The sequence below is a fragment of the Methanobrevibacter sp. genome, assembly GCF_045541095.1.
In the GTDB taxonomy this organism is placed as follows: Archaea; Methanobacteriota; Methanobacteria; order Methanobacteriales; family Methanobacteriaceae; genus Methanocatella.
In genome coordinates this window covers 15,095-27,294 of record NZ_JAZQIJ010000138.1, presented here as the reverse complement: position 1 = coordinate 27,294, position 12,200 = coordinate 15,095, and the positions used below count along the sequence as shown (strand labels likewise).

The 12,200-nt window shown below is 37.1% G+C and carries 13 protein-coding genes; 6 read left to right on the top strand and 7 right to left on the bottom strand.

Going from position 1 to position 12,200, the window contains the following annotated elements:
* Positions 1-242 precede the first annotated feature (242 nt).
* The 5 genes from mer to ACKI2P_RS06020 all read left to right on the top strand — a co-directional run bounded on the left by mer (position 243) and on the right by ACKI2P_RS06020 (position 5,190).
* Positions 243-1,205 (top strand): 5,10-methylenetetrahydromethanopterin reductase, encoded by a 963-nt coding sequence (mer, locus tag ACKI2P_RS06040; RefSeq protein WP_407375945.1) that lies wholly within the window; start codon positions 243-245, stop codon positions 1,203-1,205.
* Positions 1,206-1,286: 81 nt separating this feature from the next.
* Complete coding sequence (locus ACKI2P_RS06035; RefSeq protein ID WP_407375943.1) at positions 1,287-2,219, top strand: 5,10-methylenetetrahydromethanopterin reductase; 933 nt, start codon at positions 1,287-1,289, stop codon at positions 2,217-2,219.
* Between the two features lie 72 nt (positions 2,220-2,291).
* Positions 2,292-3,374 (top strand): archaeosine biosynthesis radical SAM protein RaSEA, encoded by a 1,083-nt coding sequence (locus ACKI2P_RS06030; protein ID WP_407375941.1) that lies wholly within the window; start codon positions 2,292-2,294, stop codon positions 3,372-3,374.
* 33 nt (positions 3,375-3,407) lie between these two features.
* Complete coding sequence (locus ACKI2P_RS06025; protein ID WP_407375939.1) at positions 3,408-3,890, top strand: DUF308 domain-containing protein; 483 nt, start codon at positions 3,408-3,410, stop codon at positions 3,888-3,890.
* Positions 3,891-3,912: 22 nt separating this feature from the next.
* Entirely contained in the window at positions 3,913-5,190 is a 1,278-nt protein-coding gene (locus tag ACKI2P_RS06020) for an adenylyltransferase/cytidyltransferase family protein (protein WP_407375947.1), read from the top strand.
* Here ACKI2P_RS06020 and ACKI2P_RS06015 read toward each other — a convergent pair.
* Genes ACKI2P_RS06015 through ACKI2P_RS05990 form a run of 6 tightly spaced genes read right to left on the bottom strand, consistent with a single transcriptional unit; the run spans position 5,180 to position 9,931 of the window.
* A complete protein-coding gene (locus ACKI2P_RS06015) occupies positions 5,180-5,914 on the bottom strand; it encodes an NAD(P)-binding domain-containing protein (protein WP_407375937.1) in 735 nt (244 codons plus the stop codon). The genes ACKI2P_RS06020 and ACKI2P_RS06015 overlap by 11 nt on opposite strands.
* 7 nt (positions 5,915-5,921) lie before the next feature.
* Entirely contained in the window at positions 5,922-6,782 is an 861-nt protein-coding gene (locus ACKI2P_RS06010) for a damage-control phosphatase ARMT1 family protein (RefSeq protein ID WP_407375935.1), read from the bottom strand.
* The gene (locus ACKI2P_RS06005; RefSeq protein ID WP_407375934.1) at positions 6,783-6,986 is read right to left on the bottom strand and encodes a MoaD/ThiS family protein; all 204 of its coding nucleotides are present in this window, start codon (positions 6,984-6,986) and stop codon (positions 6,783-6,785) included.
* 4 nt (positions 6,987-6,990) lie between these two features.
* On the bottom strand, positions 6,991-7,908 hold the full coding sequence (locus tag ACKI2P_RS06000; RefSeq protein ID WP_407375932.1) for a TIGR00269 family protein: 918 nt from the start codon (positions 7,906-7,908) through the stop codon (positions 6,991-6,993).
* A gap of 9 nt (positions 7,909-7,917) precedes the next feature.
* Positions 7,918-9,072, bottom strand: coding sequence for a VWA domain-containing protein (locus ACKI2P_RS05995; protein WP_407375931.1), 1,155 nt, complete (start codon positions 9,070-9,072; stop codon positions 7,918-7,920).
* Between the two features lies 1 nt (position 9,073).
* Positions 9,074-9,931 carry an AAA family ATPase gene (locus tag ACKI2P_RS05990; protein WP_407375929.1) on the bottom strand — a complete coding sequence of 286 codons (858 nt, stop codon included), beginning with the start codon at positions 9,929-9,931 and terminating at the stop codon, positions 9,074-9,076.
* Positions 9,932-10,054: 123 nt separating this feature from the next.
* Between ACKI2P_RS05990 and ACKI2P_RS05985 the strand changes: the two genes are divergently transcribed.
* A complete protein-coding gene (locus ACKI2P_RS05985; RefSeq protein ID WP_407375927.1) occupies positions 10,055-10,489 on the top strand; it encodes a hypothetical protein in 435 nt (144 codons plus the stop codon).
* A gap of 2 nt (positions 10,490-10,491) precedes the next feature.
* Here the strand turns inward: ACKI2P_RS05985 and ACKI2P_RS05980 are convergent, their stop codons facing one another.
* Positions 10,492-12,096, bottom strand: a complete 1,605-nt coding sequence (locus ACKI2P_RS05980) for a dihydropteroate synthase-like protein (RefSeq protein ID WP_407375925.1) — start codon at positions 12,094-12,096, stop codon at positions 10,492-10,494.
* Positions 12,097-12,200: the final 104 nt, after the last annotated feature.

Here is a 12,200-nt window from a genome sequence, read left to right as displayed (position 1 = left end):
AAAGAAATAAATAAATACTTATTAAAACAATAATTTAAAAAATAAAAATTAATTTTTATTATAATATAATTTTATTAGAATGAAACAAAGTCAGTATTACAAAAAATAAATTAAATAATACTAATAATTTTATTATAAGACCAATGTCTCAATAAACTATTTGATATTTAAAATTTTCTATTTAATTCAAATAAAAATTTCTTTATATATAGGTCAACCTAAATATTAATTGGTGATAAAATATGAAGTTCGGTATAGAATTCGTACCACAAATACCATTAGATGAATTAGTAAGTTTAGTAAAATTAGCAGAAGACGTCGGTTTTGAATACGCATGGATCACAGACCACTACAACAATAAAAATGTATACGAAACCTTAGCATTAATTGCAGCTGAAACTGAAACCATTAAAATGGGTCCTGGTGTAACCAACCCATACGTAAGAAGCCCTGCAATTTCCGCTTCCGCTATCGCAACCATTGACGAAATTTCAGAAGGAAGAGCTACCTTCGGTATCGGTCCTGGTGACAAAGCAACTTTCGACGCTTTAGGAATCGCATGGGAAAAACCTGTATCCACTATTAAAGCAGCAATCGCTGACATTAACACTTTATTAGCTGGAGGAAAAACCGAAGCTGGTGCAGCATTAGGTGGAGCAAAAGCTGTTCAAGAACACATCCCTATTTACATGGGTGCTCAAGGACCTAAAATGTTAGAAACCGCTGGAGAAATCGCAGATGGTGTATTAATTAACGCATCTAACCCTAAAGATTACGAAGCAGCTATGCCTATGATCAAAAAAGGTATCGAAGCAGCTGGTGGAGACAAAGCATTTGACGTAGGTGCATACACTGCAACTTCCATTGGTGCTGACTCTGACGCAGCTAAAAACGCTGCAAAAATCGTTGTTGCTTTCATTGCAGCAGGTTCCCCTGCTCCAGTTATCGAAAGACACGGATTACCTGAAGGATTCAACGAACAAATGGGTGCTTTCTTAGCTAAAGGTGACTTCGGTGGAGCTATTGGTGCTGTAACCGATGAAGCACTTGACGCATTCTCCGTATGTGGTACCCCTGATGAGTTCATCCCTAAAATTGAAGGCTTAGCTGAAATGGGTGTAACTCAATACGTAGCAGGATCTCCTGTTGGTAAAAACGTAGAAGAATCCATTAAATTATTAGGAGATGTAATCGCAAGTTTCTAAACTTGCTTTCTCTTTTCTTTTTTTCTTTTTTTATACAACATTTCATAACTTTTAAGACTCTTTTTAACTAAATTATTATATATGAATAATATGAAATTTGGTATCGGACTTATACCTCAAGGCAATGATGATGAAAACATAAGATTATCCAAGCTTGCCGAAGATGCCGGATTTGAATATTTATGGATTTCAGACAATCCGAACATGGATCTCTATAAACTATTACGAAACATTCTTATTGAAACCGAAACAATAAAAATTGGACCGGGAGTTACAAATCCATTTATAAGAAAACCCGGAAAGTTATCCATTGAAATGATGAATCTGAATAAACTATCAGACAACAGGATTACTTTAGGAATAGGTCCCGGAAATAAGTCCCAACTAGACAAGATGAACATCACATGGGAAAAACCATTGACTAAACTTAAACGGTCCATCAATGTCATAAATGACATGAATCATAACAACCCAAAAAACAAGATTCCAATCTATGTTGAAGCGACAGGCCCAAAATTAGTGGAACTTGCAGGTAAACTAACAAACGGAGTCATGGTTAATGCATCACATCCGAAAGATTATGGTATGATATTAAAACAAGTTGAAAACAGTCCTGAAATCTCAAAAAAGGGTGAAAATCAATTTGACATAATGGCATACAGTGCCACTTCCATAGACAATGATTATCAAAAAGCCCAAAATGCCGCAAAAATCGTGGTGGCATTCATCATTGCAGGTTCACCAGCACATGTTCTGGAAAGACATGGCATATCTGAAGAAATTAGAAATGACATATACCTTTCCCTTTCAAAGGGAAACATCGGAGGAGGCATGCGACTGGTAAAAGATGATTTCATCGAGGAATTTTCAATAGCTGGAACCTGCGAAGACATAATTCCTAAAATCAAAGATCTTGAAAAGATAGGAGTGACACAATATATTGCCTCAGCACCAATTGGAAATAACATTGCAGAATCAATTAAATTATTCGGAGAGGTCATTTCAACCTACTGATTTTATACAATAATTTTTATTATAAAACATCCAATATTATAATATTATAATTATATTATTGCAGGTATTATAATGGAAATTGAAAAATTAACAAAAGAGATTAGGCAACATGCCTTCGAGCGAAAAGAGCCAAAAACTCCTGAACAGGTGGGTGCCAGCTGGTATAATGATGATTTGACATATGATGACGTTAGAAAAACATTATTCATTATACTGCCGACTCCAGGTTGTGCCTGGGCGCTTGGCGATAGCGGCGGATGTACAATGTGCAGTTATGTTTCAGACTGTACTTTAGAACCGATTGACACTGAAACCATCCTTAAAATTTTCAATGAACATCTCAAAAGGCATCCTATTGAAGAAGAGGAAAAAATTACCGTGAAATTATTTGCCTCAGGAAGTTTTTTAAATCCATATGAGCTTCCAAAGGATGCTCGTGATGAAATATTAAAGACTTTAATTGCTTTGGGCAATGTGAGTGAAATTGTAGTTGAATCACGACCGGAATATGTTAAGGAAGAGGTTCTGGATGAAATCTTTGACATCATAGGAGATACTCTATTTGAAGTGAGCATAGGTCTTGAAACATCAAATGACCATACTCGTCTTAAAAAAATCAACAAGGGATTTACCCGCCAGGACTTTGAAGATGCACACAAACTGATGCAAAAACTAAAAGAAAGCAAAGGATATAACTTAAAAACAAAAGCATATATTTTTGTAAAGCCTATTCTGGTATCTGAAGCTCAAGCCATAAACGAAGCGATAGAAACTGCAAAGTACTGTGAATCAATTGGTATCGACAGACTTTCATTTTGCCCTGCAACAATTCATGGCGGAACTGTCATTGAACGTTTCTGGAGAAAAGGAGCTTACCAGCCACCTTGGATTTGGTCATGTGTTGAAATAATTAATACCGTCAGAAGGCAAATCGATATTCCTGCACTTATGGACACATCAGGTTTCGGTTCAAGGAGAGGTCCGTACAACTGCAAAAAGTGCAGCAAGGACTTGAAGCATATGATAATTGCCAACAACCTGACACAAAGCCCAATTGAATATGACTGCGAGTGCAAAGGTGAATGGTTGGCCGAAGTTGAAAACTCCGACATGAACGAATCCGCTGTCGAGATAAAACATATACCATTATATTAGCTGAAATATTAATTTTATAATTAGGAGGAAAATATGAAAAGCAAATTTCTCAGTTTACTGGCCATACTTCTTGGATTGATAATTATCATATTTCCAGTAATGGGAGTTATTGGAGTTAGCGATTTGATTGGATTGTCAATATTATTGATATCCATTTATTTGCTGGTTATGGGAGTATCCATAATCGACTACAACAGAGGTGGAGCTGTAATTGATCTACTTTTAGGGATATTGTTGCTCATATTAAGTATCTGCTTAATATTTAATCCTGCATTGTTGGGCTTTTTAGCTGAAATTACCCTGTATCTTGCAGGAATACTTCTGATTGTTGTGGGTGTTGTATCCCTCATAAATAATCGTCAGTCCAGATATGGATTTTATATTGGAATTGCAGGCGTTGTGCTGGGATTATTATACATAATCATCGGAACATATGTGGCAAACCCGATTGTTCTGGGAACATTGATTGGATTATGGCTGATAATCAGCGGCGTTTTAAAATTATTGGATGGTTAAACCATCCAAATCTCTCTTTTTGGTGTTAATATTGATTGGAATTAGTGCAGATTTTGACCCCGTCCATAAGGGTCATGAAAAATTAATAAAGGAAGCCCGTAAAATAGCTGATAGCGAAGGAAAAAAAGTTGTGGTTTACTTAAATAAAGGATTCAGTGCAAACCACGCACCATTTTTTGTCGATTTCGAAGCACGCCGTGAAATGGCGCTGGCTTTGGGAGCGGATGATGTGAAATCATTTGAAGGTCTTCACCACAGACTTGTTTTATCTTATAGTGTTCCCATAAGGCTTAAGCAAATGATTGATGACGGCGTTACAGACTACATCACATCAGCCAGTATTCCACTATCCGAAATAAAATCAAAGGCGCAGAAGTTCATTGATGAGGGGAACTTTGTCGGAATGCCTAAAAGCTATACCAACAGAAATGAAATCCGCTGGTATGCAATCAACGAATTTTTAGGATCCAAGCTCAAATATCATATAGTTAAAGAGTATAATAAAGACAAATATTCCGGTCGCCTAATCAGACAGTCAATCATCGACAACGATATGACACTTACAAAAGACGTTAAAAAACTTCTTCCCAAAACCACCATTGAAATACTTGAAAGGGAAATTGAAGCCGGAAGAGTTCCTGGAGAGCGAAACTGGGCAGACATCTACAAGAGAATGAATACATATTCAAGGGGAAATCTTGAAAAGATAGCTTATCTTAATGGAAACACCATTAATGAAATCATCAAAAGAAGAGTTTATAGAGACCCTGAATCTATCTGGGCAGTATTTAGGCGTTCAGATTACGGGCCGGTTATGACAAGACTTGCCGTAAGTGCAATCGAAATGGAAGTCAGCAAAAGGGAAGTCATGGAACTGATGAAAGGTTATGAAACGCAGGGAGTAATACCTGACAACCAGAAAGTCCAAAAGGTAATCGACAGGGCATGGTATGTTGCAAGCGAAGGTGAAAATGGTGTGAGTGCACGTGAAGCAAACGATACCTTCAGAAAAAAAGATATTGAAGTGAATGCACCGTTAACACTTGAAGCGGGTCTTAACCTGACAAAATTCGAAACCAAAATAACTAAAGAAGGGCTGGACACTGATTTGTATGTTGACAAAAACGGAAAGATTTCAGTCCAGTTTAAAAGTGAAGGCAAAAAAATCAAAACTAATTTAAGGCTTCCGGCCATTGAGGTAACCTACTTAAGATACATTATGGATTCCCATTTCATACCTGTCAGAGGAAATATAAAAAAGGCCAAAAAAGGGTTTAAGGTTAATGTGGTTATTGGCTGAGCTTTTTTAAGGCAGCTTTAACCATTGTCAAATCTTCATTTTTAAAATAAGAAATGATTTCTTCCAATTCCTCACTTTTTCTTTTTGAATTTGATAGAGTGTTTTCTATTCTGGAAAGTGACTTGCCTTTGAATTCATCACCTTCAGTAAGTGAAAGAACATCGAAAAATTCATCTTCAAGGTCATGTTTTTTGGCTAATTTTTGTGATTCGATTAAAAGTGCAGACAGCGTTTTGGTATATGTGCTTCTAAGCATCTTCAGGATAGCAGCATCCCCAACACTATCACTGATTTTTCTAGTATCAATGAATTCATTTAAAAACATTAGCTTATGGCATGATTGGCCTGAAATATATAGTATCGGATTTTCAGAGTCAATCTTTCCGATGATTGCTCCATCGACAAAATCTTCTACATATTCACTAATTTTTAATGTGGTTTCAGGAGAAATGTTATTCAAATCCAAATATGTTCCCCTGCAATGTTTTCCATATTTCTGAGCGATATCGAGAGCGGTTTTAGGAGATGTTGCGCAAAATAAGATGTCTGATTTAATGGCCACCTCCTCAAAAGTGTCCAAAACCTGAATTCCACTTTTTTTGATATTTTCACAGGTTTTATCTGACCTGTCTTCAAGGGATGTGATGAAATCTATATCATTCGCTTTGATTAATTTAAAAAGATTTTGGTTTACCTTTCCAAAACCTATCAGGCCGATTATCATGGTATCACTATTTCTTAAAAAGAAGCATATCATGCAGGTTTACGCCAATGTCACGTGAAATAGTATTGCATTTGGCGCACAATAAAAAGAAAATATCCTTATCTGACAAGTCAATTTCAGTCAGGCCTTCATAGTTTCCCATGCCTTTGGAAATTATGAATTTGTGGCTGTTGAAAATCTCCCTAAATTCATCTGAAATCTGACTGTCGACATATCCCACCGTTCCACATCCTATCTCAACGAGCTCGCCATATTCATCAAGACCAGCCTCCAATGCCTCAGGCATGCATGCATCGTTTAGGATAGGTTCAGATTTAACTGCAATTGTAATATTCACTCCATACTCTTTAATTTTTGAAAGCAATAATTTATCAAATACTATCTCTCCAGTGTTGTCCACCAAATAGAGTACATTATCATATTTATTAAGTGCATCTTCAAACTCTGCGATATCCTTTCTGGTCAAATCCTTTTTAAGGGATGATTTTATGACGCTTTCGATATCATCATCCAATGTAAATGCTCCGAAATCCAGGATGTTTCCGATGATGGCTATTTTTACATAATTTTCCAGGCTGTCATCTTCCGCCAATATTTTCTTAACTTCAGGCAGGTATTTTAATGCAATCTGGTTTCCTTCTATTTTTTCCCTGTAGTATGGGTCCATGCATCCTGTCTTTTCCTTAATCATGTTGTGCATCAGAGATCCTGTGCTGTTTGAATTGGTTCCATTCTTGAAATTTTGACTCAGAAATTTGAAAATTTCACTCATGATTTCCATTTTCAGAGCTTCATCATCAGTTGACAAATCCATGGCTTCTCTGGCTTGCCTTAAAAAACAAGGCCCACATTCATAACTTATCTTCACCTAACCACCATAAATAATTTGAACTAACTGTATTTCATCGCCTTTTTCAATTACAGTATCTTCTATAACGAGTTCTCCGTTCTGTTTGGACACCATGGTTTGGGCGGATAAACCCATTTCATCAAGTAAATCCTGAATTGTATATTTTTCATCTGGTAACTGTCTTTCTTCATTGATGTCCTTATATTTTAATGTGAATGTCATAATATCATAATCCTAATTCTTCTAAAAATGAGCATGCTTTGCACAGCTCATTTGCTGAAGGTTCACCGCATCGGGCACATCTTCCGTGATGAAATTCCTTTTTTAAATCGTTTTTCAAACTGCCCTTGATTTTATCATATCCCCTTAAGGTGGAATATTTTATTGTCGGATGCTTTTCTGACAACTGGTTTATTAGCTCTGAAACTTCTCCCCTGAATGACTGCATAGCATAAGGGCAACTGTCAAAGTGAACTTCAAGGTCCTTTGCAACCACATATACTCCTATTTCACGTTCCGGAATTTCTCTTAATGGTTTGATTTTTGGAGTGAACTCTTCTGCCTTTGATTCTGTTTTGGCGCCGAGCTTTGTCAGATTGTCCATGTTCCCCTCAAGATAGTTCATCATGATTGCCTGAACTTCATCATCCAGATTATGGCCTGTTGCTATTTTTGTCGCACCCATTTCACGTGCTGCCTTGTTGATGATTGTCCTTCTGAAAACTCCGCAGTAGGTGCAGGATCCCTTGTGGTTTTCCTTTTGCATTATTTCATCCAATGTGATGCCATAATCTTCTTTTAATGAGACAACCTTATGTTCTATCCCCAGTCTTTCGGCATGACGGATTGCAATATCAACACCGTCCTGCCTGTAATTTGCAATTCCCTCATCAACGGTCACTGCACATATGTCTATGATGTTTCGTTCACGAAAACTGTTAAGGATTTCCAAAGTGGTTACACTGTCCTTTCCTCCTGAAAGTGCAACCAATACCTTGTCTCCCTTATCAAGCAGTTTTTCCTTTTTGACAGTCTTGATAACTTTTTTTTCTATTGATTCGATAAAACAGTCACGGCACAATAGCTGACCGGACTGCGGTCTTTTAAAAATAACTTTAGGATTTCCGCATTTACTACACTGCATTTTGATTACCTACATTTGCTCTACAAAATGTGCCAACTGATTTAAAGTGTTTACTTCAAATACCTGTGCCCCTGCCTCTTCATATAGTGACACGCAGCTGTCCACAACATCCCATTTGTTTCTGTCTTCGGGATTTAAAATGACTACCTTTTTGGAATCCCGTACAATTTCTTCCAAAACACCTACACTTGCAGGAATGCCATTGACTTTAGGTCCTGACCAGTCACGGCAGTCAGACAGAATTATCACATAGGACTTGTTGTTTATGTTTGCCATTTCCTGGAATTTTGTGAATGAGGAATACATGTCCGAAGTCCCGTGAACCATCATGTTTTTAACCCTCATGTCCTTGACCTTGACGAAAGAATCAATTAGATATTCCTCCTTAAGAGCCTGTGTTGTTTCTATAACCTTGTTGTCAAATTCAAAGGTTCTTGAACGCTTGAAAGCAGTCTGAGCTGAAAACATCAGCATGAAAAACCAGCTGCTGATCCATTCACAGGACCCGCTTATGTCATTAAGGAACAAATGTTCATTTTTATGTGGCCTTGGCTTTGCCTTTATTAAATCAAGAGGAACCCCACCATATTTCAGATTATTTCTAATGGTTCTTCTCATGTCAATTTTATGGGTGTGAGACTGAACTTTTCTTCTTGAACGCTTGTTTGCAATCCTTTTACCTAACCTTTGGCAAATCTCAAGCATTCTAGGGTCGAAACGATTAAGTTTTGTCAAATCCTTGTTCATCAGCTCGCCGTCTCTTTCAAGCTGCTTTACTTCTTCCAAAAGAGGCTGACCGGACAACATCTTAAGCTTTTCATTGTTGATCTTTTCACGATTGAGTTTCTTATAAGCGTTATTCTGTTTTTTGATAACATACTTGTTGGAAGTAGGACCTTTTCCACGATAAGCCTTACCCCTGTCAAGTTCCTTAGCTTCCTCTTTTTTGACCTCTTCCTTAAATACCTCTTCAAAAATTTTCAGAAATTTTGGAATATCGTATCTGTCCTTTACATAAACTGCCATCAGGGCTGTCTTTAAAAGCTGCCTGTCTTCGGAACCCAAATCCATATAGATTTGAGTGGCCGCATATGTACTTCTTATACTTACAGGCAATCCCTGATCACGCAGTTTGGAAGATAAATTTGCAATTTTGTTGATCATCTTATCGTTTGCTTAAAATATCCTTGACAACTCTTTTTTTGTCGCTTTCTGTTTTGATGGCAACTCCAATGCTGTCTTCAAGTGACTTGTTGATGTCGGAGGTTCCCAGATTGGTGACTGACCTTACCCAGTCGACTGTACCTCTGACTGAAGGTTTTTTCATCAGATTCAGGTTACGTATGTCATGAATCAGTTTAACAACATGTGAAACTGTCTCATCATCAGCTTCAGGCAATTTTGATTTGACTATTTCGATTTCACGCTCAACTGTAGGGTATGGAATATATAAGAAGAGACATCTGTCCTTTGTTTCATCCAAAAGTGACCTTTGAGAGTTTGAAGTCAGTATTACAATAAGGTCGTTTTGAAGCTGAAATGTTCCGAGGTCATTGATTGTGATTTCATGTTCACCTAATGCCTGGAGCAAAAAGCTTTCAACCTCTTCATCAGCCTTGTCAATCTCATCAATTAGAAGAACAGAATCTTTCTCATTTAAAAAAGCATTAAGAAGAGGCCTTTGTATGAAGTATTCCTCATCAAATATCTTATCTTCAGTGTCTGTTTCCTTGTTACGGGCAGCTTCAAGATGCAACAGCTGCTTTTGATAGTTCCACTCTCCAACAATCTGTTCGAATGTGATTCCTTCATAGCATTGAATCCTGAAAAAATCCCTTTCAAATGATTTTGCAATAACCTTGGCCAATTCGGTCTTTCCTACCCCCGGAGGCCCTTCAATAAGCATAGGCCTTCCAAGAAGGAATGACAAATAGACAGTTGTTGAAATCTCATTATTTGAAACATACTGGGCTTCAAGCAGTAATTTGTCAATATCTTTAATGTTAATGTTTTCAGTTTGCAAACTTTAGCCTCTTATTTTTTTTACTATTAAATTATAATTTTAAAATCATATAAAAGTTATGTAGTTAATTATATATTAATGTGTTAAATAATATATTATTAATACAATGGAGGATTATGAAATATGGAAAAAGATGATGCCATTATTATTATATTGATGATATTAATTGTTCTTGCGGCAGGCACATATCTGGTAATAACTGGAGTCGGTTTCCACCTACAAGATAACCAACAACAAGTCAATACCACCAATATTACAAAAAATCATACTCTAAATACAACAAATGTGACAAATGAGTCCGTTTCAACTCAGGACACAGGAGTATACGCTCCGGATTCCTACAGTTACGACACAGGATCAAGCAGTAGTTATAGCAGTAACAGTTACAATTACAACAACAATAACTATCAGCCTTCCACACCAGACAGTTCAGACAGCAGTTCTGACAGTTCTGATGTAACACCGGACAGTGGCGGAGATTCAACACCTGACGTACAACCGGATGACGGTGGAGGACAACCAACACCTGACGTACAACCGGAAGAGGCAAACGGTTAAAATTAATATTTAAATTCATCAGGATTTTTGAACAATTCAAAATCCTGAACATATTCTTTACCAGTTATCATGGCGATTTCGGCTTTTTGAAGTTCTGAACCCAAATAGGCCGCATGCTCCATTCTGGTAACTAATTTTTTTGAAACTATTTCTTCATATACTTCTTTTGCAGTGTGGCCCACAATGACCAAATCGGCCTTGTTTTTCTTAAAATGAGTTGCAGTTATTTGGCTTTCCCTGACTGTTGTTCCATAATCCACATTTATTTTGAAGCTACCTGCCTTATCTCTGATAAATTTCAATGGCTTTTCGATTCTGGTTTCAGGAACTCCATCACGTTCGTTTAGGATGATGTCGTTTCTTTTGTGCTTGTCCTTAAATGCAACAAGATTGATTCCCAAATCCTTTGGAATTGATTTTCTGTGCTTTGCCAAAAACATCATTTTTGATGCAGTTGAAAGCTCATATACGCTTCCTCTGGTTTTTCCACTTTCTTCCGGAGTAAACAGAATACTTACACCCAATTCCATACCAATTCCCGCAAGCAAGACGTTGACACCCCCTGAATCCGCATCCATAAGTTCAGTTACATTACCCACGCCGAAAAACATAGGGGCAGGATTTACTTTGTGAAACTCATGGCAGGCAATTATTGACTCGACAATGCTTGCGCTGTTTACCGGATCAAGAATCAAATCCGCAACATACCTCAATCCTTCAGTATCCTTAATGAGCTGATGCATTGACTCGACCCGTTCAGCAGGAGATTTTGGAGATTTGCCCTGTGAAAAGTTGGTTGGAAGAAGCACTGCAGGAATATCCTTTTCCTTTAGAATTTCCTGGACTTCAGAGTTGTTTCCCAAATCAAGACTTAAGACAAAATCTATCCCATTTTCAGCAGCGACTCTAATTTCATCGGCATTGAGTGTATCTATGCTCAACGGCCTGTCACCCACTATCGGGCGCAAGGTTTTAATCAAATCAGGAATCTTATCTGAAAAGTCTTCACCGGCAGCCATACCTATATCAATCATGTCCGCACCGGAATCAACAAAATACTGGCATTTGTTGATTAGAGCTTCCTTGGATAAAAATGGGGCGTTGGCAATTTCAGACAAAACCCTCATAGGGAAATCTTCTCCAACCGGAAGGTTTCGAATAAGAATATTATTTGGCTTTTCAAGAAGCCTTTTGATGTTTTCCTCATCATTTTCAAAATCCTCGATGAATTTGAATGCCTCTTTTCTTTTTTCATCTTCAATCAGTTTGTCTGCAGGAGTGTCTTCAGACAGATTGATGCTTTCAACAAGGTTTAAAACCATTGCAAGATCAGCCCCGTCGGTTGAACCCTTGAATGTTGGAATTCCCAACTCCTTTGTGATTTCGCGAGTTCCTTTTTTAATCAAACCGGGAACGAGAATCATGTCAATTTCATCAAGTTGGTTTGAAAAACAGGTTTTGATTTCCTTGATAATTTGTCTGGGAGTTAAAAAAGCAGCAACCTGAGTATTATCTGCAATATGCACTATAATATCTTCTTTTGAATCAGATACTACTTCTTTTATTAACGGATATGCCAACTCACCAGTAATTATCAATACTTTCATAACGACCAACCAAATTATTTTATATAATTATTATAGTATGTTAACAGTATTAAAATTAATTATTATTAATAATTGCTATTTAAACTAAACAACTTGTTAAAAAT

What these genes read in the sequence shown, in the direction of transcription:
- mer (WP_407375945.1), top strand. Translation starts at nt 243, where the DNA reads ATGAAGTTCGGTATAGAATTCGTACCACAAATACCATTAGATGAATTA.
- ACKI2P_RS06035 (WP_407375943.1), top strand. Translation starts at nt 1,287, where the DNA reads ATGAATAATATGAAATTTGGTATCGGACTTATACCTCAAGGCAATGAT.
- ACKI2P_RS06030 (WP_407375941.1), top strand. Translation starts at nt 2,292, where the DNA reads ATGGAAATTGAAAAATTAACAAAAGAGATTAGGCAACATGCCTTCGAG.
- ACKI2P_RS06025 (WP_407375939.1), top strand. Translation starts at nt 3,408, where the DNA reads ATGAAAAGCAAATTTCTCAGTTTACTGGCCATACTTCTTGGATTGATA.
- ACKI2P_RS06015 (WP_407375937.1), bottom strand. Translation starts at nt 5,914, where the DNA reads ATGATAATCGGCCTGATAGGTTTTGGAAAGGTAAACCAAAATCTTTTT.
- ACKI2P_RS06005 (WP_407375934.1), bottom strand. Translation starts at nt 6,986, where the DNA reads ATGACATTCACATTAAAATATAAGGACATCAATGAAGAAAGACAGTTA.
- ACKI2P_RS06000 (WP_407375932.1), bottom strand. Translation starts at nt 7,908, where the DNA reads ATGCAGTGTAGTAAATGCGGAAATCCTAAAGTTATTTTTAAAAGACCG.
- ACKI2P_RS05995 (WP_407375931.1), bottom strand. Translation starts at nt 9,072, where the DNA reads ATGATCAACAAAATTGCAAATTTATCTTCCAAACTGCGTGATCAGGGA.
- ACKI2P_RS05985 (WP_407375927.1), top strand. Translation starts at nt 10,055, where the DNA reads ATGGAAAAAGATGATGCCATTATTATTATATTGATGATATTAATTGTT.
- ACKI2P_RS05980 (WP_407375925.1), bottom strand. Translation starts at nt 12,096, where the DNA reads ATGAAAGTATTGATAATTACTGGTGAGTTGGCATATCCGTTAATAAAA.